The following is a 22439-nucleotide window of genomic DNA, read 5'->3' as shown; positions in this document are numbered from 1 at the left end:
CAAGGTCGAGCTGCGATCGTTGACCTCTTCTTCTACTATAAAGGGTTCGGAAAGCTTCGTGGGATGAACCTTTTGTAAATAACGTAAATTCTTAGGTCCGACAACATGACAACCTACGGGAGTCGTTCGTTCGATGTAATTTAAATCCGAACGTTCGCTTTCTCAATCAAATGATAACGCTTTCATTATATCTTGTCTTGAATAAAAATGAAACGAAAGAATATGAACAATCGTTAAACATTCCCATTAAATGTCGATTTTTTAGTGGTCCAAAATTGCTAAATATTGTATGATGTCAGTATACAAGTAGTTCGGATGAAAAGGGGCAACGCTGGATGAATGATAAGGTTCGAGGAGGCGTTCTTGTCGGCATTATTTTTGTGATTACGGTTCTCCTCGTATGGGGACTCGCTTCTCCACCGACGACGATCGAATTTCCACATTTTAATCATGCGTAAAGGAAACAAACTAGGAGATGACCGGTGGTTACCCGCCGGTTTTTTCGTGTCTAAAAAACTACAGTTTGGTGTCGGTTCGTCCAATACATTGACACGCTTTTTCCCGATGGCTAGAATTGATTAAGTGTATATAGGAAGTATTGCTTCTATTATGCACGAGTAAACGAAGAAGGAGGCGAGTCAGAATCGACCGGGCAAGGTCCCGTTCACGCGGAGGGAGCGTTCGTTTGAGCAATCGCGGACGGCATCCGTCTTTTTTGAGTGGAATCAACGAATATGAAAATAAAATACATGTATCATGAATCGGAAGGAACTTACACTTATGCTGAAAGAAATGAGAAGTATCATCCGGGAACAGGTCGATAATTTCCCCCTGATTCGCCGGTTGGCGCGATATGAAATCAAATCAGCGCATGCAGAGCAACGCCTTGGCCTTTTATGGGAGCTCCTCAATCCGGGTCTCCAAATCTTCATCTACTGGTTCGTCTTCGGGGTCGGTCTTCGCGGAAATAGAGACGTCGATGGAAACATTCCGTTCATCGTCTGGCTCCTTTGCGGAATCGTCGTCTGGTTCTTCATCAATGATGCGTTGCTTCGGGGATCGAATTCGATCAACAGCCGTCTCGCGATGGTAACGAAGATGCGTTTCCCGATGAGTGCGATTCCATCGTATGTCATCTTGTCACGGATGTATCAACATTTTGCGATGCTTGCCATCGTCATCGTCGTCATCATTGCAAACGGCATTCCGATCACATGGAAACTGCTTCAATTGCCGTATTATATGATCGCCACATACATTTTCGTCTATGCATTCTCGCTTTGCTTTTCGACACTCGTCACACTCGTCAAGGACATCCAGCTCTTCTTGCAATCGATGATGCGGATGCTCTTTTATATGACACCGATCCTTTGGAACATCGAGCGGTTCCCGGACGTCTTACATGGGGTCCTCCGCTTGAATCCGGTCTACTATCTCGTCGAGGGATACCGGGCGAGCTTGCTCGGCGGACATTGGGTCTGGCAAGAATGGCCAACGGGTCTGTACTTCTGGAGTGTCACGCTCCTCTTATTCTCAGCCGGAACGTTCTTGCACATCAAGTTCCGTAAATCATTCACTGAGCTCGTTTAAGGGAAGGAAATCGCCATGTCTATGATTAAACTCGACCATGTCACGAAACGCTTCGACATGGTCACGACTACGAAAGAAAAATTCAAGCTCTTGTTCAAAAATCAAAGCAAGAGCGTTAAAACATTTACAGCTTTACGCGATATCTCACTTGAGATCGGAAAAGGAGAAGTCGTCGGTCTCGTCGGAATCAACGGTTCGGGTAAATCGACGCTCTCGAACCTGATTTCAGGGATTATCTACGCGAACGAGGGTAACGTCGCGATCAACGGAGAAGTCGCGATCATCGCCGTCTCCCAAGGATTAAAAAACGTGCTGACAGGACGTGAGAACATTCGTCTGAAGTGTCTCTTGCTTGGGATGGACGACGCTGAAATCGAACGTCGGATGCCCGGGATCATTGATTTCGCGGATATCGGGGACTTCATTGATCAGCCAATCAAGAAATACTCGAGTGGGATGAAGTCACGACTTGGCTTCGCGATTGCCGTTAATGTCGACGCAGACATCCTGATCGTCGATGAAGCCTTATCAGTCGGTGACCAAACCTTCTATAACCGTTGTATCGATAAGATGAACGAGTTCAAGGACGAAGGCAAGACGATCATCTTCGTCAGTCACTCGCTCTCACAAATCAAGAGTTTCTGTGAGCGGGTCGTCTGGCTCGAATACGGTCAAGTCCGCCTCGACGGCACGACAAAAGACGTTTTACCGGAATACAAGAAGTTCCTCGCGGAGTATAAGAAATGGTCAAAAGAGGAACAACATCAATACCGCCGCGATCGCTTGAAGGAACAAGCAGCGAATGCGCGGTCCGGTAAAGAAAACGTCGATGCCGACGTCAACGTGAAACATCCTGGCTGGATTTTATCTGGTCTCGGGTTGCTCGCGATTGCAGCAGGTAGTTTGATGGTCATCGACGAGACACCGTCTTTGACGAATCTTAGCGACGCGATCATGAAGTTCTTTTAATGTTCTACCAGATGCCTCCGTGCATCTGGTTTTTTTGTGCCAAAAGAGTAGGAATCCTGAAACGGAATGGAGAAAACTAGTAAGTGAGAGAGAAGTAGAATTGGAAGAGCATGCGAATTCATCAAAAAAACGGAGTCGAGGACTCCGTTTTCATCAAGTTTGTGAGCGATCCATATACGTTTTGACGCGTGGCGCTTCATATGTGGCGAAGCGTTCTAGAAGACGATTCGGATCCGACTCGACAATCAGCATCGCCCGGTGCTCGGGAATTAAGAATCCTTGACGTTCCATCGTATTAAACAGGGCAATCAGGGGGTCATAGTACCCGTCAATGTTGAGTACACCGCACGGTTTTTCGTGCAGACCGAGTTGAGCCCATGTGAAGACTTCGAAAAACTCTTCCATCGTTCCGGGTCCGCCAGGAAGAATAATGAAGCCATCGGCAAGCTCTGACATCTTCGCTTTCCGCTCGTGCATCGAGTGGACGAGATGCAATTCAGTCAGTCCAGGGTGTGCTAATTCCTTTTCTTGTAGAAAGTGGGGTAAGACACCGACTGCTTGACCTTGAGCGGCAAGCGTAGCATCCGCGACAGCCCCCATCGTCCCAACGCGGGAACCGCCGTATACGAGTCCAATGCCGTGAGCGGCGAGCGCTAGACCAAGCTTCTCAGCAGCCTCGCGAAAGACTGGATGCGCACCATCTTTAGAACCACAAAATACTGCAAGTCTATTCATGAACAGAACCTCCTTTGTTATTGTCACCATAGCATATTCGGTGAGCGGACGGCAGAGGAGACCAGGAAGGAGATCGGTATGCGACCACGTACAATCGTTTGGCTCGTCCTAATTATCGCAGCAATCAATTTGGGACTTGGGATATGGATGCCGGATACGTCGACTCGGACAACAATTAGTTCGATACTACTAGGTGTGATTCTCATACTCGGTATATTTTATGTCATCGCGTTACGACAATCATCAAAATAAAGAGAGCTGGTTCGACTCGTATGAGTTGGACTAGCTCTCTTTTTGTCTGTTACGAAATTTTATCATAGTTAAATATTCAGAAAAATCTATTTTCATACACAAGTTCTACATATTGATGGGTGATTTGTAAAAAAAATGCAGTATTCGGGACATATGACCCGCGCCAAAAGTAATAGAAAGTGAAAATAATGTGTAAAATACCATAAATATTCGTATTCGAATATTCAGAGGGGGTCTAAGGTTATATGATGTTGTTACGAAGCCATACGAAAAATAATAGGAGGTTAACTATATGAAATTGAGTAACAAAATAGTTATAGGATTAGGGGCACTCCTATTGAGTGTCGGCGTTGCGAATACTAACCTTACAAATGATCAAAATCAATTTGCTAAAAAAGATTTACCGTACGAATACTCTGTAAAGCAAGTAGCAAAAGATTTACCGTACGAATACTCTGTAAAGCAAGTAGCAAAAGATTTACCGTATGAATATTCTGTAAAACGAGTAGCGAAAGATTTACCGTACGAATACTCTGTAAAGCAAGTAGCAAAAGATTTACCATATGAATATTCTGTAAAACGAGTAGCGAAAGATTTACCGTATGAATACTCTGTAAAGCAAGTAGCAAAAGATTTGCCATATGAATATAGAATCGTTAGCAATAAAGCATAAAATTTAGACTAGATATTCTGATTTGTTTTCTAGTATGAAATACTGATATTCCTTCATCTTTAGTAAATCGAAAAAAACGAGAGCACGCTGATATGAAAGTTTTATTCGTTGATGATGTTCATGCGCATTAAAGCGCTCTAAACAAGCGCCTTGTTGATAATAAAGCTGTCCAAGCATTGACATGTCTTTATATTTCAAACTTTGTTCAATGCCTTCTTCAATGACTTTTAAAGCGTAGTTAGGTTCTTTCAATTGTAAAAGTGTTTTAGAGAAGTTATATAAAATACGAATACGATCTAAAACTAATTCTTCATTTTCAAAGTCTAAATCAATTAATTCTTCATAAACTTTCCTGCTATGAGTGAAGTTTTTATTTTCAGAATATAGATTCGCAATTGCTGATTTTATTCGAATTATCATACTTGGTGAATAAAAAATTGAAGAGTATTTTTCAGACAGTTGACGTAAGACTACAATACAAGTTCTGTAGTCAGTCATATTTAACTTATGAGCTGAAATACTATTATAGTAGTTAAGCAACAATATGACTTCTTCATCTATATTTGGTTGCTCTAACTTAGATTTAGTCTCATAGTAAATTTTATCAAATTCGTTATTTCGAAACTTTTTTAATAATTGTTCATCTAATTGATAAAACGCTTCACGATAATTGGCATGATCAAAGAATGAAGAAAAAGGAACTTGTAGTTTTTTAGATAGTGCAAAGAGAAGCTCAACCGTTGGTGAATGGGTACCACTCTCGATCTTACTGATCTCTGCTTGACTGCAAATTCCGTTTGCTAAATCTTTTTGTGTCAGATTATGTTTCTTTCGCAGTCGGCGTAATGCTAAGCCGATTTGCGGTGACATGAATTGATCCATCGGCTCCTCGTCCTTTCGTGAAGATTGAACTGGTACAGGGTACCAATTTCTATTATAGAAGCGAATGGAACGGGATACCACTGATTTACTTGATTTCGTATCAATGTTTCAACGACCATCTCACTTGATTCAGAAAGGGGTACAACCATGACACTCATTTTAAAAGAAACGCGACGTAACATGACTTCATGCGCTTGGTGTCTTAATCCTGCTATCGTCTCCGTCGCCCCCCTCGCTCATCGGGAAATGGGCCGGACTAATACGAAACCAAAAGCAACTATCAAATCGGCTTAATACACACAAAAAGGACTTCATTCGGATCGTAGAGAATGAAGCCCTTTTTTCAATCACTTGACGTGAAAGGAGAGAGGACATGATCGGATTATCACTTTTATCGGAACAAGACGGTTGGTTGCAACGTTCCTTGCCATCCATCGCGATGCAGACTTTTTGTGGGACACACCGTATTTCAATCGATGCCTTTGATTATGATACGCATACGTTTCATGATTTACTCGATTACATGGATTTTCAGGAATATGAGCACTATGTCTTCGTCCTCCAAGGAGAAGGAGAGCGTACGTTGCGTCTCGTCGCGTATTTGCAACACGAGATGCTACACGTCCAGTTTCATTTGATCCGGCAGAACGGGGAGGTTCTGTTCGGTCAACCGGATTTCCTGAACGGTCTCTTCTTACCGCAGGAAGAGATACCGGTTCCGGCATCCGTTCCGGCTGTTCATCATGCTCTCCTTTCGTTGATGACGGGTGTCTATCCGGCATCCGTGCCGCACCATCCGCAACCGCTGCGTCATATCTATATCGAGGACAGCTCATTGTTGGACCGGATTCCAGTAGACAGTTTTCAATTGATGACGATCAATAGTGTCATCTATTTTGATCATCCGATGCGGCACGATCTGCCGATCATCGAACTGATGAGTCGGACTCCGATTTTGTTGACGTTCTCAGACGGTTTATCTCCGTCACTTGCGTCACAGCTGACGGTTTTATCTCGCGACGCACTTGCCGAGCGGTTACAAGACTGGCAGCAAACGGGGTGCATTCAAAACGATCAATCGATGGGGATTCTCGATTATGCGACATTAAGCGGATTACGCGTCTCGCATCGCCTGTTCTTTTTTGCGGACGGGATTTACGCTGATCGACAAAAAACGATTCAGTTGAGTGCGGATATTTCAATCGATATTGAATGTCTTCGAGAACAGCAACCTCAACCGGAGGCGCTCGCGTCGCAAACGGAACTGGAGTTGTTTCCGTTGTTGTATCAACTGGCAGGATCGTTTCAAGGGACGAGCCGTTTCATCACCCCTTACTCGGATCTTGAATTACCCCGGACGTCTGGACGGATTGGACCGTTAACATTGATCGGCATTCAAAATGAGGAAGGGTGTTTTGCGTTCGATCGAACGACGTTACGCCTGTTCGAGACGAACGAAGCATTCCTCTGGATTTTAGAAGCGGATCAAAAGGAACAATTCGACGTGTTGTCAGAGCGACTCGGCGCAGACTATGCGGAAGCGATTCAGCATTACAAGGAGTTGATGTATCATGGGTGAGGTCTTATTTGGTCCGTTTTTGCGTAAAGGTAGCTACTCTCGCGTCCAAGTACTCGATCATGTACAGGGAGATGAACGATTTGGTCGATTGTACCAAGAAGCACAACAGTTAAATGAAGTCGATGAGTTGATGCTCTATCGACGTTATCTACAAAAGGGGGAGCGGATCCTGTTTTATGGAACGTTTGATCCATCGCTCTTTAATCTCTTGTCTGACGAAGGATATGATCTTTATTTGATCGAACCAGAAGCTGCGCGGACGAAGCAAATCGCGGAGGCATATCAGCATAAGGTTTACGGCTGGAGTCATGACGTGACGGACGTCGTCGGACCTGAGTATTTTGACCGGATCATCTTACCGGGAACGACGATTTTACGTTATACGCGCGGGGAATTACTGTTGTTCTTCCGCAACATCCGTCAACTGCTACGACAGGGAGGACGCTTGCTCGTGTCCTTGTATCACATCGATCATCTGAAATCAATTGTCCATCCGATTGCGACACGACGCTTTCAAAAGACATTACTTTTCTATGGCTATCACATCGATGGGGAGCGTCTTTTGTTCAACGCTTATCTCAAATCCGGACAAGAGGAAAAAGTCAGTTATGCGGTCGAATATCTATACGAACCAAAAACGCTGTTTGAATTTGCGACGTTATCGCGTTATCATGGACAATTTCTATATGAAGGAAAGACAATGATGGTATTGGAGTTCGAAAAACAATAAATGCAAAATATAATGTAATAATAAAATAAAAAATATATGTAATATATTGGTTTGAATAGGTCTAAAGACTGGGTAATGAGATACAGTAGTTTCCTTTGCACGATTCAAAGTACATCATAAGAAAGAGGAGCCGGATGTATCATGGAAAATCAGAGCGGAAGTACCTTTCAACAAAGTTGTCTATCGTTCATTGAGACCTTGTTTCCAGACGAACCTTTTCATTTCTTAGAAGAATCGAAAGCGATGGACGCCTTTGGTTATCCCGGTCGTCAATTGTTTTTCTCTTCATCTGCCCGTACTTTGAAATTCACTGTACTCGAGCAGGCGCATAAGCATTACGCACGTGTATTCGTATCCGAGAAAACAAGCGAAAATACGTTTTTTCGTCAGTTATTAGAAGCAACATATGACGACAATCAATTATACATCGATCATATCGTCCAAACAGAATAAAAAAAGAGATCAAAATCAGCTGATTTTGATCTCTTTTTTACGCTTCGATAGAAGAAAGACCCCGCTTTAATGCTTGATCAATGGACGTTGCCATCTCATCCCGGACAGGTGATGAGACGAGTCGACCATCAAAATAGATTTCCTTCGATAGACTGAGATGAACCAGTAAATCTTCAAGAATGAGCTTTAGATCAAGCGGTTGCGATGGTTCAAGCGCTTGTTGCATGAATTCACTCAATGAAGGATGCTGTACATACTTCGGATCGATGAGATCAATGATCGTCGTGTCTAAAGCAAGAGCCAATCGTTCCAAAACTTGAGCAGAGGGAATGCGCTGACCACGTTCGTAAGCGGAAATGTCCGTTGCTGATTCACCACACCGTTCACCTAAAAATTTTTGAGTATACTTGTGTTGTTTGCGCAATTGCATGATTTTTTTACCTAGTGCACGATTCATGGCACTCCACTCCTATTCTTCAGCTCATTCTTTATAGTACTAATTAACCACTTTCATTATAAAAGAAACCTGATAAATGTAAAATATCGTTTTTCAAGGAAACTAAAAAAATGAACTGGGTTAAAATAGAAATTGATTTTCGGAGATAATCGCCTATCGTTTCTGTCCGTGCTATTCTAAAGTGATATCACATAAGGGAGTGTCTTCATGAAAAAAATCACCTGGTCCGGCTATGTCGTCTTTGCCGTCCTATTGATCCTCTTCATCTCAAGTTCGATGCCTTATCAGGCACAATCGATCAAACCTGGTCTATCTCGCTATATCCCATTAGGATTCGTCGATCATCTGCGATTCATCTCCTTCTCGTATCATGGAGAAGTCAGTGTAGCGGCGCTCGGACGCAGTGGATTCATTGAATTTTTCATTCGTAAAGCAGCGCACGTCTCGACGTTTCTCGTATTAGGTATCGGTTTGATTGATTTGACGCGTCGTCGTTTGACACCGGGTCTTGCTGTCTTGTTCGCTTACTCATTAGCAATCACCATCGCTGTGTTTGATGAGTTTCATCAAATTTTAACGGGTGACCGGACTGGTCTCGTCCAAGATGTGTTACTCGACGGAACCGGAGCATTGATCGGAATCGGATGCTATCTGCTCGTTCGTAGGAAAAAAGTACAGCGCCAAGCAGGAAGTCTTTCTTTCTGGCACGAAAAGAAAAGACATCACTTTTAACGAAGGAGATGGCCCTATGAAGACTGCCCATTTGTTGATGACAAGCGTCGGTCGCCGAACGAAACTGGTCGAGTACTTCGTTCGTGAGATGCCGGACGGTCACGTCAGTACTGCGGATTGTAATCCACTTGCACCGGGTCTTTATATGACGGAGCGTCATCATCTTGTCCCGCGCATCGACGCACCGGGGTATATCGATCATCTACTAGAGTTGTGTCAGCGGGAAGGCGTAACGGCGCTGTTGTCATTGATCGATCCCGAACTGGAGTTGCTCGCAGCGGCAACGGAACGATTTGAAGCGATCGGTGTCACGGTCCTTGTCTCACCGATGGATGCGTGCCAGTTATGCTTTGATAAATACGCTATGTATACGTATTGTGTCACGGAAGGGATTGCCCATGCACGAACATATGCGACACTCGACGCATTTAAAAATGCGCTCGCGCAAGGGGAAGTCGCATTTCCAGTCTTCGTAAAACCACGTAACGGCAGTGCTAGTCTTCATGTCCAGGTTGTCTCCTCCCTTCAGGTCGTCGAAGGATTGTTCGCTGTCCATCCGAATTTATTGATTCAGGAATACTTAAGAGGACAAGAACTTGGCGTTGATGTGTATGTCGATTGGCTGACGCATGAAGTGACGGATATCTTCATTAAGGAGAAACTCGTCATGCGCGCAGGAGAAACGGATAAGAGTCGCTCCGTCAAACGCGACGACGTCTTTGAATTGATTGAGCAGGTCTTAGCGGGAACTCGTCTTGTCGGTCCACTAGATTTTGATCTGTTCGATGTGGACGGAACGCTCTACTTATCGGAAATCAATCCACGATTTGGTGGGGGGTATCTTCATGCCTATGAATGTGGGGTCAATTTTCCGAAAGCGATCCGAAACAATCTCCACGGGCAACGCAATCCTCGACGAATCGGGGCGTATACGGAAGACATCTATTTGTTGAAGCACGATACGGTGACACTATTGCCGGCATCTCTACTTGAGCAGATCGAAAAATCATGATACGCACGAAAAAAGGAGTGATCCGGTAACGTACCGGGTCACTCCTTTTTAGATGGAAGAAAAGGATTAGGAAAGAGAAACGCGTGCACGCTTGAGGCATTGCACGGCGGAGGTCCAGCTACCGAAGAGGGCGTTGATCGTCGAGGTACTTGGAACCGAGCGACCTTCTGCCCATTTCCGGTAATGGATGATGCTGAGAGAAGGTAATTCTTCTTGTGCCTGCCGCAGTGCTTCAAGGACATCTTCTTCGACCCATTTCCGGCGAGGTGGAGCGATGTCAAGGCAAGCGAGAGCATCTGCCCACGAACCATATTTACGGGCAATCGTCGCGACTGTCGGATGTCCATTTTCCTGTGCCCAAATCGCATACGTCTGTGTTGTCAGACGCGAAAGGACATCGGAAGCTTCAAGTAAAGCAGTGATGATTCGTTCTTCCGTCATCGAGATGGAGCGTGTCATCTCAATCTGTGCTTCTTCAAGCGCACGTGACCAAGAACCGAAACGTAAGTTGATCAGCGTCAAGGATGGTCCGTGTTTGGCTTTTGCCCACTCCCGGTAGCTATTACTATGGAAGGGATGTAAACGTGTCGATGCTTCCTTGATGAAAGTAAGAATCTCTTCATCTGAAAAATACGGACGAATTGATGAGAGACCAGCGGCTTGGAGTGCTTCACGCCAAGAGCCGAATACATTGATGATCGTCGTGATCGATGGAATGTCTTTTCCGACCGACCAGCGCGCATATGTCTTTGCGTCGAGAGAGGGATATTCGATACTAGCTTCGATCAGGCTATCGATGACTTGTTGTTCTGTCCATTTCTTCATGATGTCATACCCCTTTCGTGTAGGTGCGTCTAGGTGTGGGTACTGTCGTGAGGTGGAAGTCGACGAAGCGACGCATAAGCAAGAAGGCTGAGCCAAATGAAATAAAATCCACTCGGTCTGACGAGAACACTTTCCGTGAATTGGAGTAACCCGAGCCAGCTGGCTAGCAAGAGCGCGAGGAAAGCGAGATCCGTCGTCTGAATGCGAAGCAGTCGATAAAACAGATACAGAAAGACTGCACCGTACAGCAGACAACCGATGAGACCGAATTCGTAGAGAAACGTGATCGGTGTGCTGTGAAATGTATAAAGAATCCGTTCCCCGAGTTGTTCCTGCAGTCCACGCTGGGCACTTCCAATCCCGTGACCGAACCAGAGCGCGTCAGCGGAAGCGTGCCATCCTGCTTGCCAAAGCGTAAATCGTCCGTTAAGACTGAGCAGACGGGGAAGCAGACCTTGAAATGCGAAGACGGCACATAAGATCAGGCTTCCTGTCACATAACAGGCAGCTACCTGCATCCGGCGTCTCGTTCCCGGAACCATTCGAATACTCGTCAAGAGTGCCAGGAGGACGAAGGAGTAGATTCCTGTCTGCGAACCGCTCCTTAGCAAAGCAATGACGATCAGGAGTAAGAAAACAGCGTGCAGAAGACTTTGCCAACGTGGAAACTGTCGCAGTAGATAGACCCAAGCAAGCAGTCCTCCCGGAACGAGCCACGCTGCGAACGTATTCGGATTGTTCATCAGTCCAGCAAGGCGAAGGAATGAACCTTGCTCTCCGACATACAGCTGAGGAAACGACAAAGGACCGATTCGAAGCCATTGTAGGTTTTCGACCGGAACATACTCTGTGCCAAACGAGACGATGAGTGCGTAGGAAGCGAGAAAGACGGCTTGTCCGTAAAGGAAGTAATACAGAAGACGATGCCATTGATTGATCGATGTACGTGAGAGCGAAGAGACGATGCCGACGAAAAGCCAAGTCGAAATGAGGTAAAGCGAAGCAAGGACACGATCCGTATTCGCGTTAAAAAAGAAAAATACGATATGAAATGTCAGATAAATCAGAAAAATAAATCCGATTTGATGTCCAGTTGTGCGATTGACGCGATAGAACGGTCGTAAGATGAACCAACAGACGCTGAACAGAACGATGTAGGCAGGAAGCAACCAAAGTGACCACTTTTTCGGTAACACTTCGTCCGTAAAGGATAGAGGACGAATCCAAGCATCGAGCATGATCCAAATGACTAGGATGGATAAGGCAAACGATGTGGGTATATTGACTGATTTTAACATGATTTCTAAAGACTATCCACCCTTCATATAGGACTTATTACCGATTCAAATACTTTTTAATCGTCAAATTTGTATTTACCCTCATCTTTTAAAAAATCATGCATACCAATGAAAAAATATTAAGAAAAACGCAATCATTTTTTTGTGAATCGCGTTTTTTTTGTGACATGAATTCCTGCTGTGAACTCGCGTCACGCAAACGAGATAGCTACCGAAAAAAATATAATCATTTTCACCAAGCTCTAATTGTTTTGGAATTCGATTGGAAATAAGGTGTAGACATAACCAATGTCCATCCATTCGGTCAAGCTAGAAAGAGGTGAACAACAGTGAGCTCGATGCATCAAAGAAAAACCTTTGGAGATCATCTGACGACACTCCGACGCGGCTGGTGGCTACTGGCACTCTTCACGATGCTCTTCGCAGGTGCCGGATATGCACTCAGCACGTATGTCATTCCGAAGACATATGAAGCGACGGCCTACATCCTCGTCGTTCCTCAAGCAAACGCAGAGGCGACATCGACGCCGACACTCGTCAGTACCTATCAAGATATCTTGCGAAGCCCAGAGGTCGTCGATCAGGTCGCCCAAAAGATGAACGTCACCGACAAGCGATTATTCGATTTGACGGATCGTCTGACGGTCTCTAGCAATCTCGATTCGCAAGTCATCGCCTTATCCATCACGGATCGTTCAGCGGAGCAGGCAGCCATTCAGGCAAATACGATGACGGAAGTCTTCCAGGATTATCTCCCGCAACTGATTAACACGAGTAAGACGGAAGTCTTCTCCAGTGCACGAATTCCAACGAAGCCCGTATCCCCGAACATTTTGATGAATACGGGAATCGGTGGTGTCCTTGGTTTAATGCTCGGACTCCTGATCGTCTATTCGCGCTCGTTAAGCAAAAAAGAAGTGACACGTGAAGCGACCGACAGTTATCCGAAAGTCATTCCCCGGACGCACTCATGAGAGAGGAGAGGAGACACCATCATGCAGCATTCCCCGCTTACCCCGTATCGTCGGCAGTTGAAGATTGGACTCCTTCGCCTGATCGACGCCGGAGTCATCGCACTCGCAACCGTAGTAACGTTCTACTTCTTTAATCCGCTCCATCTCACCGTCAATTTCGAGTTACAGGATGCGCTCGAAATCGCACTCATCCAGTGGATTGCCCTCACCTTCGTCGCTCATTGGATGCGTTTCTATCAAATCATCTGGCGCTACGCGAGTTTACGTGATCTCGCCGTTCTCCTCGTCGTCGTCCTTGCCAGCAGTTTCGTTTTACTTGGTCTTGAATATGCGTTGTTCGACTTTGCGGTCGAACGGGCGATCTTCTTGCAGACAGGACTTGTCTTGAACGGTATCTTATTCGTCCGGTTGTTGATTCGTGGCCGTAGTCTCAGACTCGTTCCGGAGCATAAGACGCTCGGCAAACGGACGCTAATCATCGGTGCCGGAGCTTCCGGACAGATGATCACGAAAGAACTGAAACAAAAGAAATCGCATATCTTAAACGTCGTCGGATTACTCGATGACTCGCTTGAATTACGCGGGATGCGAATTCACGGTGTTCCTGTCATCGGAGCGATCGAGCAACTTGAATGCATCATCGAGGAACAAAAGATTGAAGCGGTCGTCCTCGCGATCCCGTCCTTATCGTATCCGCGACGAATCGAACTGTTGAATCGAATTAAACAGACGCAAGTCGAGGCGCATACGTTACCGATGCTCGTCGAACTCGCTTCCGGTAAGGTCTCGATTCAACAAATCCGTGAAGTCTCAATCGCTGATTTACTCGGACGGGAACCAGTCGAGCTTGATATCACGGAAATCGAACGAAGCGTGCATGGAGCGACGGTCCTCGTCACCGGTGCCGGTGGATCAATCGGTTCCGAGATTTGCCGGCAACTGATTCGTTTTCGTCCTGAACGACTTGTTCTTCTTGGACACGGTGAAAACAGTATCTACCTGATTCGCCGGGAACTCGAGTGTCTCAGCCAGGACATCCAGTTCGAATCCGTCATCGCCGATGTACAGGACAGTGACCGGATGCTTGAAGTCATGCGACGCTTCGAACCGGACCTTGTCTATCATGCGGCAGCCCATAAGCACGTCCCGCTGATGGAGGATAATCCGAGCGAAGCCGTCAAGAATAATATCTACGGAACACGTAACGTCGCCCGAGCAGCAGAAGCGGCTGGAGTCAAACGCTTCGTCATGATCTCGACCGATAAGGCAGTCAACCCGACGAGCGTGATGGGCGCGACGAAACGAATCGCTGAGATGGTCATCCAGCAGATGGCAAGAAATAGCGAAACGACGTTCGCCGTCGTCCGGTTCGGCAACGTCCTCGGTAGCCGCGGTTCCGTCATCCCACTTTTCAAGGAACAAATCGCGAAAGGTGGGCCGATCACGATCACCGATCCTCGGATGACACGTTACTTCATGACGATTCCGGAAGCGAGTCGTCTCGTCATTCAAGCGAGTGTCCTCGCAAAAGGAGGCGAAGTGTTCGTCCTTGATATGGGTGAACCGGTCCACATTACGACACTTGCGAAAAACTTGATTCACTTGAGTGGATTTACGGAAGAACAGATCCCGATCGTCTACAGCGGGATTCGAAAAGGGGAGAAACTCTACGAGGAACTGCTCGCTCGTGATGAGGTGCATGACGAACTCGTCTTCGATAAGATCCTCGTCGGAAAGACACGCCCCTTCGGCTCCGTCGATCCGTACTTGCGTGAGATCGCCCAAGCGCTCGATCGGGATGATACACTTCGCCAGTATTTATTAGAAGCGACGAACGAGACCGATGCCGATCCAGTCGCACCAACGATGCGGATCGCTCGTAAATAGAGAGGGGGAGAACGATGAAAACGGTCCGGCTGTCTCGCTTCAATCTCATCTTCATTGCGGATACAGCATATTCGTTGCATCAATGGATGATTTTGACGCTCCTGATCAAATGGAGTACGCCGCTCAATATCGGCTACTTCAATTACGCCCTTGCCATCACCGCACCAATCGTCATGTTCTGTTGGCTGAATGCCAGTACGATCCTGACGGCAGAACGGGCTGGACTGACGAACTTCTGGCTCTTCATCAAGACCCGTTTTTCGCTCCTCTCGGCAGGTGTGTTCGTCCTCCTTGGTGTCTATTATTTCTTCGGTGAAGCGAACATCTTACTGCTGACGTTACTCGTCTATCTCAATAAATACATGGAGTCGTTCGCTGATCTCGGATACGGCTTCTTACAGGGACACACTGCCTTCAAGGAAGTCGCCATCTCGAAGATTTTTCGCAGTCTCCTGAATGTCTCAGGCGCAGCACTCGTCCTCTTTACGACCCATTCGATCCAGGGATTCGTCATCGCCTTGATTACTGGTAACTTGATCATGTTACTCGTCTACGATCTCCCGACGATTCGCCGGGTCGGTCGTGGTTTTGACAATCAAGCGCTCGACTTACGATATCGATCCGGTAAGGAGCTGTTCCTTAAAGCGATGCCACTCGGGTTCGTCGCTCTCCTGATTGCCTTGAACGCAAACATCCCACGATTATTCGTTGGACATGCGATCGGAACGGAAGAGCTCGGATATTATGCAAGCATTGCCTATCTACTCGTACTCGGTAGTCTGTTCATCCACTCCTTGATTGCTGTCTTATTACCGAACTTCTCGTCAGAGACTGGAGAACGCCAAAGTTTACCGGAACTGCGCAAGCTGACACGGTCGATGTTACTGATGACGAACGTCGTCGGAATCCTCCTGATTCTTGGAGCAATCTTCTTCGGAAAGTGGGGTTTGACGATTTTCTACAATGCGTCGTTCGTCAAATATCATCTGATTTTCGTCTTGATGATGGTCGCGTCGTTGTTCTTCTATAATTCGACCGTCATTCAAGCACTACTGACCGGCTTCCAGCAGTTTCGAATCCAGACACTCTCGATCTTCGGCAGTGTCGTCGTCAATCTCGTCGCTTGTAGCCTCTTGATTCCGTTGTACGGACTATACGGAGCGACGATTGCATACACACTTTGCGCAGTCACTCAGATCGTCCTACTGTTACCCGCGCTCTATCGCTCCTTGTATCCACGAAACGTCGCCTTCGTCGTCGAACAAAGCAGTTAAGGAGGGAAGAAGATGCGACCAATTCTCTTACTCATCGTCATTGAAGCGCTCGTTTGTCAATTCGCCCGGTCGCTCTTCCCGGACACGTACGTGACCGCCTTGCTGCTCATCAACTCGGTGTTGTTTCTCTATTACCTACTCCGCCAAGCCGAGACGACGCCGCTCTATCTTGTCTTCATCACCGCTTTCTTCGTCCGATTGGTTTTGATGTTCATCGATCTCGAACTGTTCCGCTTACCACCGCACAGTGGGGACGATACGGAAGCCTTTCATCTCGAAGGTGTCCAAATCTTCACCGACCCGTCGACCTTTAACGATGTCGTCCGCGGCACCTATTCCAAGTTTCTCGGAATCTTCTATCTGATGTTCGGACCGGAACGAATCCTAGCTCAGTTCTTCAACGTCATCCTTGGCGTCGTCGCCGTCGTCATTCTAGCAAAGACATTACAGCGATTACGTTTACCGGAACGATACGTCTTCGGTGCAACACTCATCTTCGCGTTCTTCCCGCAAGGATTGTTGCTCTCACCGATTCTCTTACGGGATCAGATCGTCGCCCTTGGAATCGTCTATACGCTTTATTACATGGTCCGCTGGACGGAAGAGAAGTCCAGCAGACATATGGTTCTCGCGTATCTCGGCTACTTCGTCAGTACGATGTTCCACTCCGGTCTTGCCGTTGGAATCGCCGTCTTACTCGTCTACTTCTCGTTTTATAGCCATGAGACACGACGCATGGACTTTGAACCGACGAAGGTACAGCGACTGATTTTCCAAGTACTCGTCGTCGGCTTCATCGTCTACAGCTTCCAAGACGTCTTGTTCGCGAAGTTCACCCACGTATCGGAAAACGGACAGTTGTTCAGCGGGATGAGCTACGATCGTGGCGGCTCCGCTTACTTGAATGGATTGACGGTGACAGGTCCAGGCGACATGATTCTCTACTCACCGATCCGGATGATTTACTTCCTGTTCTCACCATTCCCGTGGCAATGGTCGAGTGTCATGAACATCCTGATTTTCTTCCTTGACGCCATCTTCTACTTCATCGGTTGTTTTGCCATCGTTCGGTCGTTCAAACTGATTCGTCAGCATCCGTTCGGCAGCGTCCTCTTCTTCTTTTTCCTTCTTTTTGCACTCAACGCGTTGATCTTCGGTCTTGGAACCGGCAACGTCGGAACGGCCATCCGACACCGGTATAAGTTGTTCCCGATGTTACTCATCGTCTACACAACCGTTCACTACATGCGCCTGCAAGCGCGCCACTACTTCGAGGAGGTCGAACACCGTGCCGAATAAAACGATCTTAATCACTGGTATCGCAGGCTTCATTGGATTTCATGCCGCACGCCGTTTCATCCGGGAGGGTTACCGGGTCATCGGACTCGATGAAGTGAACGACTATTACGACCCGACGTTAAAAGAAGCCCGGCTCGCTGAACTCGGCACGAATTATACATTTTACCGGGTCTCACTCGAAGAGACGGAAGTCGTCGCGCGAATCTTTGAACAAGAATCAATTGATCTCGTTCTCCACCTGGCAGCGCAGGCAGGCGTACGCTATAGCATCGACCGACCCGATGTCTACATGACATCAAACATCGTCGGTTTTCTCTCGATTCTAGAAGCCTGTCGCCATCATCCCGTCGAGCAGTTGATCTACGCTTCATCGAGTTCCGTCTATGGATCGAATACGAAGATGCCGTTTGCGACGACGGACGCCGTCGATCATCCGCTAAGTCTTTACGCCGCCTCGAAAAAAGCAAACGAATTGATGGCACACACCTATAGCAGCCTTTACGGCATCAAGACGACAGGGCTTCGCTTCTTTAGCGTCTACGGTCCATGGGGGCGCCCGGATATGGCACTGTTCAAGTTCACAGAGGCAATTGCGAAGGGCGAACCAATCGATCTCTACAACTACGGCGAGATGGGACGAGACTTCACCTACGTCGACGATATCATCGAAAGCATCTATCGTCTGTTCCAGACTGAACCGGAAGTCGACGCGACGTTTGACGCGTCAAATCCCTTACCGGATCGTAGCAACGTCCCGTATCGCGTCTACAACATCGGTAGTCATAGCCCGATTCGCTTAAGTGAATTCGTCGCCTTGATTGAACGACGCCTCGGTAAGACGGCGATCAAGAACGGGATGCCGTTACAGCCGGGTGACGTCCCGGAAAGTTTCGCCGATGTCTCCTCACTATTCGAGACAATCGGCTACCGACCACAGACGACGGTCGAAGCTGGTGTCCATGCATTCATCGACTGGTACGAGAGCCATTACTTGATGAAGGAGGAAATCCAAGATGGCGCTTAAAGAGAATATCTACTATCGCTCTCCAATCTTCATCCAAAATTGGCTGACCTCGTTATACGGTCGGAAGTTGATGCAAGAACGCTACGGTCGCTTCTATGAGCAAAAGATGAAGGAGCTCCGGATGAAGGACCGGACGCGGGATTACCAAGCGGAACAACTCGACCGTCTGAATGCGTTCCTTGCCTTCGCCGTGGCGCATACACCGTATTACAGACAACTCTTTCACGAACATGACATCCAGTTACCGTTTACGTCACTCGAGCAGCTGAAGACGATTCCGATCCTTGAAAAAGAGACGCTTCGCCAAAACAATGATGCGTTCATGTCCCGTGTCGATGCGCCGGTTCGCGGACGGACGGGAGGGACGAGCGGAAAGTCACTCCAAGTCGCCTTCATGCGAGAAGATGTACAGGAACGGATGGCCCATCTTGATTACTTCAAGGAACTCCACGGTTTCAAGGCCGGAATGCGCCGGGCAAGCTTCACCGGTCGGACGCTGACAGCCGTCGATCAAACGAAACCGATCTTCTGGCGGATGAATCGACCACTCAATCAATTGTTACTCTCGATTTTTCATATGAAAGAAGAGAACTTCCCAGCCTATATTGAAGAGCTGAATCGTTTTCAACCACGCGCACTCGACGGAACACCGACAGCGATGGTCGAAATCGCCCGTTATATGCTGAAGCACCACATTCAACTGGATATCCCGCTGATCGCCATCTTCCCGACATCCGAAACGGTGACGGAGGAGATGCGCTCCATCCTCGAGGAAGCATTCGGTGTCCCGGTCTTTGATCAATACGGTTCCTCGGAAGGAGCACCAATCATCTCGGAGTGCCGCCATCATAAACTGCATCTGCACCACGAAACTGGCATCATCGAACCGTATGGAGAGGACGGAGAAGTCGTCGTCACCTGTTTTACGACACGCGGCACACCGCTGATTCGTTACCGGATCGGTGACCGGATGACACTCAGTGACGAGACATGCGGCTGCGGATTAAATGGTCCCGTCATCGCCTCGATTGATGGTCGGGGAACGAGCTACATCGTCAGCGAGAAGCGTGGCAAAGTCTTCGAAGGAGACATCACGACGATTGCCCGGGAGCTACCGAACTCAGTTCTACGACTCCAAGTCGAACAGCATGCGCTCAATCATGTGACACTCCGCTATATTCCGGATGCGAAACGTTTCCAACCGAAGCACGAACAGATTCTCTTGAACGAGATGCGCAAGTTACTCGGCTCCGACATGAAAATCGTCCTTGAACCAGTCGAACACGTCAAACAAGAGCCAAACGGAAAAACGTTGATCGTCAAACAGTCGATGAAATAGGAGGAACCCAACATGAACAAGGCAGTCAAACACATCGTAGATACGACAGCAGCCCATACTGGTGCACTTCCCATTGCCAACCGTTCGATTGCCGTCGTCGGACTCGGCTACGTCGGACTTCCCGTTGCCGTTGCGTTCGGTGAAAAGACGGGCGTGATCGGCTTTGACATCAAGGAACAACGAATCCAAGAACTTCAAGAAGGCATCGACGCGACACTCGAACTGAGTCCCTTCACGTTGAAGAACGCAACCGTCGATTATGTCTCAGATCCATCGGCACTGCAGGCGAGCGACTTCATCATCATCGCCGTTCCGACCCCGATCAATGCACAGAACCAGCCGGACCTGACACCACTCTTACGGGCGTCGCACCTCGTGGGTCGCCAGCTCAATAAAGGCGACATCGTCGTCTACGAGTCGACCGTCTACCCTGGAGCTACGGAAGAAGATTGTATCCCGGTTCTTGAAGAAGCGTCCGGCTTATGCGCTGGTGTCGACTTCTTTGTCGGCTACTCACCGGAGCGAATCAACCCGGGTGACCATGAGCACACGTTTAAAACGATTAAAAAAATCGTCTCCGCCCAAGATGAACAGACACTGGATATCGTCGCGGAAGTTTATGAAGCCGTCGTCGAAGCCGGTGTCCACCGTGCCTCATCGATCAAGGTCGCGGAAGCAGCAAAAATCATCGAAAACACACAACGCGACCTCAACATCGCCTTGATGAACGAACTCGCAATCATCTTCGACCGGATGAACATCGATACGCTCGAAGTCCTCGAAGCAGCCGGTACGAAATGGAACTTCCTCCCGTTCCGTCCGGGTCTCGTCGGCGGTCACTGTATCGGTGTCGATCCGTTCTATCTGACGATGAAGGCGGAGTCACTTGGCTACCATCCGGAAGTCATCCTTGCCGGTCGCCGGATCAACGATACGATGGGGCGTTTCATCGCCACAGCGCTCGTTAAGAACTTGATCAAACAGAACATGCCGGTGCTCGGCGCCCGGGTCACCATTCTTGGATTATCGTTCAAAGAAAACGTCAGCGACATTCGCAACTCGAAAGTTGCGAACCTCGTTCATGAAATCGAAGAGTTCGGAATCGACGTCCAAGTGACGGACCGACTCGTCGAAAAGAGTGAGGCAAAACGTGAGTACGGGATCGACTTACTCGAGATGAGTGAACTCAAACCAGCCGACGTCGTCATCTTTGCCGTCTCACACGAAGAATACGTTGAAGGTGGTTGGAATCTGGCACAACACTTACTGAAGGTCGGTCGCGGCATCGTCGTCGACATCAAAGGCATGTTGCCACGAGCAGAACAACCGGAGGGGGTCCACGTATGGCGCCTCTAAAAATCCTTCAAGTCTGTGCTCTCGATACGACGGCAGAGACGATGTTGCAGCCGCTCTTACTGGCTTTACAAAATGCGGGGCACGACGTCGGCATCGCCTGTGCCGACACGGGTGCCTCGGTGAAACTGGCAGCAAAGGGATTCCGGATGCATGACATTCCGATCGAGCGGCGAATCGACTGGACGAGTAACTGGCGGACGATCCGTGAAATCACGCGAATCTTGAAAGAGGATGGTTACGACGCCGTCCATGTCCACACACCAGTCGCCGCTGCCCTTGGACGGGTCGCCGCCAAACGTGCCGGGACGAAGCATATCGTCTATACGGCACACGGTTTTTACTTCCACGAGAAGATGGGGCGGATGACGTATCAGCTAACGTATTCAGTCGAAAAGTGGTTGGCACGTCTCGCGACCGATTATCTGCTCCTTCAAAGCGAGGAAGATTATCAACTCGCCCAGCGCAAACGCTTTAAAGCGAATACCCGGCTGATGCATCTCGGAAATGGAATCGACTTGACCCGCTTCTACCCACGACCACGTGAAGCCGGAGCGCCGTTTACGTTCTTATTCATCGGTCGGATCGTCGAAGAGAAAGGAATTCTCGAACTGCTCGATGCATTCGAGGATGTCGTCTATCGTCACCCGGAAGCCCGTCTCGTCATTGCCGGTGAGATGATGGCAAGCGAGCGCGATCAGACGACGAAACACTTATTCTTACGGCGGATTCGCGAGATTCCAAACGTCGACTACCTTGGATTCGTCGAAGACGTACCGGGTTTATTCCAACAAGTCGATGCCTTCGTCTTACCGTCGCATCGTGAAGGCGTACCACGATCAATCATCGAAGCGATGGCGAGCGCAAAACCGGTCATCGCGACAAACATCCGCGGCTGTCGTGAGGAAGTCGTCGAGGGGAAGACAGGCTATCTCATCGAAGTCCGCGATATCACGAAGCTTGCCAAACGGATGAACACACTCGTCGAACATCCTGACCGTGCCAACGAGATGGGACGGAACGGATTTGACCGTGCCATGAAACATTTCAACGAAGCCGACGTCATCAAACGACAACTTGATCTCTTTTCAGCTATGTAAAA

At 47.9% G+C, this 22439-nt stretch carries 23 protein-coding genes; 18 read left to right on the top strand and 5 right to left on the bottom strand.

Annotated elements, in window-relative coordinates; all coding sequences use genetic code 11:
- Nucleotides 1-335: 335 nt before the first annotated feature.
- From B3S86_RS11735 to B3S86_RS11725, 3 genes are all read left to right on the top strand, one after another.
- A complete protein-coding gene (locus B3S86_RS11735) occupies nucleotides 336-458 on the top strand; it encodes a hypothetical protein (RefSeq protein ID WP_290752773.1) in 123 nt (40 codons plus the stop codon).
- A 322-nt stretch (nucleotides 459-780) separates the two neighbouring features.
- A complete protein-coding gene (locus B3S86_RS11730; RefSeq protein WP_290752770.1) occupies nucleotides 781-1590 on the top strand; it encodes an ABC transporter permease in 810 nt (269 codons plus the stop codon).
- Nucleotides 1591-1605: 15 nt separating this feature from the next.
- Nucleotides 1606-2559: an ABC transporter ATP-binding protein gene (locus tag B3S86_RS11725; protein WP_035410435.1), complete on the top strand. Its 954-nt coding sequence runs from the start codon at nucleotides 1606-1608 to the stop codon at nucleotides 2557-2559.
- A 153-nt stretch (nucleotides 2560-2712) separates the two neighbouring features.
- Here B3S86_RS11725 and B3S86_RS11720 read toward each other — a convergent pair whose 3' ends face one another.
- Nucleotides 2713-3294: a TIGR00730 family Rossman fold protein gene (locus B3S86_RS11720; protein ID WP_290752766.1), complete on the bottom strand. Its 582-nt coding sequence runs from the start codon at nucleotides 3292-3294 to the stop codon at nucleotides 2713-2715.
- 78 nt (nucleotides 3295-3372) lie between these two features.
- Between B3S86_RS11720 and B3S86_RS11715 the strand changes: the two genes are divergently transcribed.
- Both B3S86_RS11715 and B3S86_RS11710 read left to right on the top strand, forming a co-directional pair.
- On the top strand, nucleotides 3373-3546 hold the full coding sequence (locus B3S86_RS11715) for a hypothetical protein (protein WP_200934380.1): 174 nt from the start codon (nucleotides 3373-3375) through the stop codon (nucleotides 3544-3546).
- Nucleotides 3547-3838: 292 nt separating this feature from the next.
- Nucleotides 3839-4219 (top strand): hypothetical protein, encoded by a 381-nt coding sequence (locus tag B3S86_RS11710; RefSeq protein ID WP_290752760.1) that lies wholly within the window; start codon nucleotides 3839-3841, stop codon nucleotides 4217-4219.
- 3 nt (nucleotides 4220-4222) lie between these two features.
- Here the strand turns inward: B3S86_RS11710 and B3S86_RS11705 are convergent, their stop codons facing one another.
- Entirely contained in the window at nucleotides 4223-5101 is an 879-nt protein-coding gene (locus tag B3S86_RS11705; protein WP_035410425.1) for a helix-turn-helix domain-containing protein, read from the bottom strand.
- A 373-nt stretch (nucleotides 5102-5474) separates the two neighbouring features.
- Here B3S86_RS11705 and B3S86_RS11700 point away from each other — a divergent pair, with 373 nt between their 5' ends.
- The 3 genes from B3S86_RS11700 to B3S86_RS11690 all read left to right on the top strand — a co-directional run bounded on the left by B3S86_RS11700 (nucleotide 5475) and on the right by B3S86_RS11690 (nucleotide 7863).
- On the top strand, nucleotides 5475-6680 hold the full coding sequence (locus B3S86_RS11700) for a hypothetical protein (RefSeq protein WP_290752755.1): 1206 nt from the start codon (nucleotides 5475-5477) through the stop codon (nucleotides 6678-6680).
- Nucleotides 6673-7410 carry a class I SAM-dependent methyltransferase gene (locus B3S86_RS11695; protein WP_290752752.1) on the top strand — a complete coding sequence of 246 codons (738 nt, stop codon included), beginning with the start codon at nucleotides 6673-6675 and terminating at the stop codon, nucleotides 7408-7410. Before B3S86_RS11700 ends, B3S86_RS11695 begins: the two co-directional genes overlap by 8 nt.
- Before the next feature lie 141 nt (nucleotides 7411-7551).
- The gene (locus B3S86_RS11690; protein ID WP_290752749.1) at nucleotides 7552-7863 is read left to right on the top strand and encodes a hypothetical protein; all 312 of its coding nucleotides are present in this window, start codon (nucleotides 7552-7554) and stop codon (nucleotides 7861-7863) included.
- Between the two features lie 37 nt (nucleotides 7864-7900).
- On the opposite strand, the gene B3S86_RS11685 is transcribed toward B3S86_RS11690, so the two are convergent.
- Nucleotides 7901-8320, bottom strand: coding sequence for a helix-turn-helix domain-containing protein (locus tag B3S86_RS11685; protein WP_035410414.1), 420 nt, complete (start codon nucleotides 8318-8320; stop codon nucleotides 7901-7903).
- A gap of 207 nt (nucleotides 8321-8527) precedes the next feature.
- On the opposite strand from B3S86_RS11685, the gene B3S86_RS11680 reads away from it, so the two are divergent.
- Together B3S86_RS11680 and B3S86_RS11675 are read left to right on the top strand one after the other, a co-directional pair.
- Entirely contained in the window at nucleotides 8528-9052 is a 525-nt protein-coding gene (locus B3S86_RS11680; protein WP_290752745.1) for a VanZ family protein, read from the top strand.
- A gap of 16 nt (nucleotides 9053-9068) precedes the next feature.
- The gene (locus B3S86_RS11675; RefSeq protein WP_290752742.1) at nucleotides 9069-10064 is read left to right on the top strand and encodes an ATP-grasp domain-containing protein; all 996 of its coding nucleotides are present in this window, start codon (nucleotides 9069-9071) and stop codon (nucleotides 10062-10064) included.
- Nucleotides 10065-10130: 66 nt separating this feature from the next.
- Here the strand turns inward: B3S86_RS11675 and B3S86_RS11670 are convergent, their stop codons facing one another.
- Together B3S86_RS11670 and B3S86_RS11665 are read right to left on the bottom strand one after the other, a co-directional pair.
- Nucleotides 10131-10889, bottom strand: a complete 759-nt coding sequence (locus B3S86_RS11670; protein ID WP_290752739.1) for a homing endonuclease associated repeat-containing protein — start codon at nucleotides 10887-10889, stop codon at nucleotides 10131-10133.
- Between the two features lie 29 nt (nucleotides 10890-10918).
- The gene (locus B3S86_RS11665) at nucleotides 10919-12187 is read right to left on the bottom strand and encodes an O-antigen ligase family protein (RefSeq protein WP_290752736.1); all 1269 of its coding nucleotides are present in this window, start codon (nucleotides 12185-12187) and stop codon (nucleotides 10919-10921) included.
- 338 nt (nucleotides 12188-12525) lie between these two features.
- On the opposite strand from B3S86_RS11665, the gene B3S86_RS11660 reads away from it, so the two are divergent.
- Genes B3S86_RS11660 through B3S86_RS11625 form a run of 8 tightly spaced genes read left to right on the top strand, consistent with a single transcriptional unit; the run spans nucleotide 12526 to nucleotide 22437 of the window.
- Nucleotides 12526-13161 (top strand): YveK family protein, encoded by a 636-nt coding sequence (locus B3S86_RS11660; protein ID WP_231496901.1) that lies wholly within the window; start codon nucleotides 12526-12528, stop codon nucleotides 13159-13161.
- Between the two features lie 21 nt (nucleotides 13162-13182).
- A complete protein-coding gene (locus B3S86_RS11655; protein WP_290752731.1) occupies nucleotides 13183-15048 on the top strand; it encodes a polysaccharide biosynthesis protein in 1866 nt (621 codons plus the stop codon).
- A gap of 14 nt (nucleotides 15049-15062) precedes the next feature.
- Nucleotides 15063-16322: an oligosaccharide flippase family protein gene (locus B3S86_RS11650; protein WP_290752728.1), complete on the top strand. Its 1260-nt coding sequence runs from the start codon at nucleotides 15063-15065 to the stop codon at nucleotides 16320-16322.
- Between the two features lie 12 nt (nucleotides 16323-16334).
- On the top strand, nucleotides 16335-17621 hold the full coding sequence (locus tag B3S86_RS11645) for a phospholipid carrier-dependent glycosyltransferase (RefSeq protein WP_290752725.1): 1287 nt from the start codon (nucleotides 16335-16337) through the stop codon (nucleotides 17619-17621).
- Nucleotides 17611-18645 carry an NAD-dependent epimerase gene (locus B3S86_RS11640; RefSeq protein ID WP_035410391.1) on the top strand — a complete coding sequence of 345 codons (1035 nt, stop codon included), beginning with the start codon at nucleotides 17611-17613 and terminating at the stop codon, nucleotides 18643-18645. Before B3S86_RS11645 ends, B3S86_RS11640 begins: the two co-directional genes overlap by 11 nt.
- Entirely contained in the window at nucleotides 18635-19984 is a 1350-nt protein-coding gene (locus B3S86_RS11635; RefSeq protein ID WP_290752719.1) for a phenylacetate--CoA ligase family protein, read from the top strand. The genes B3S86_RS11640 and B3S86_RS11635 overlap by 11 nt, the downstream gene beginning before the upstream one ends.
- A 12-nt stretch (nucleotides 19985-19996) precedes the next feature.
- A complete protein-coding gene (locus tag B3S86_RS11630; RefSeq protein WP_035410385.1) occupies nucleotides 19997-21340 on the top strand; it encodes a nucleotide sugar dehydrogenase in 1344 nt (447 codons plus the stop codon).
- Entirely contained in the window at nucleotides 21328-22437 is a 1110-nt protein-coding gene (locus tag B3S86_RS11625) for a glycosyltransferase family 4 protein (RefSeq protein WP_035410382.1), read from the top strand. Before B3S86_RS11630 ends, B3S86_RS11625 begins: the two co-directional genes overlap by 13 nt.
- The last annotated feature ends 2 nt before the right edge of the window (nucleotides 22438-22439 follow it).

Origin of the sequence: Exiguobacterium sp. UBA3968 (assembly GCF_002385115.1) — a bacterium.
Classification (GTDB): domain Bacteria; phylum Bacillota; class Bacilli; order Exiguobacteriales; family Exiguobacteriaceae; genus Exiguobacterium_A.
The sequence above is the reverse complement of the archived record's forward strand: the minus strand, read 5'-3'. Positions and strand labels throughout refer to the sequence as shown.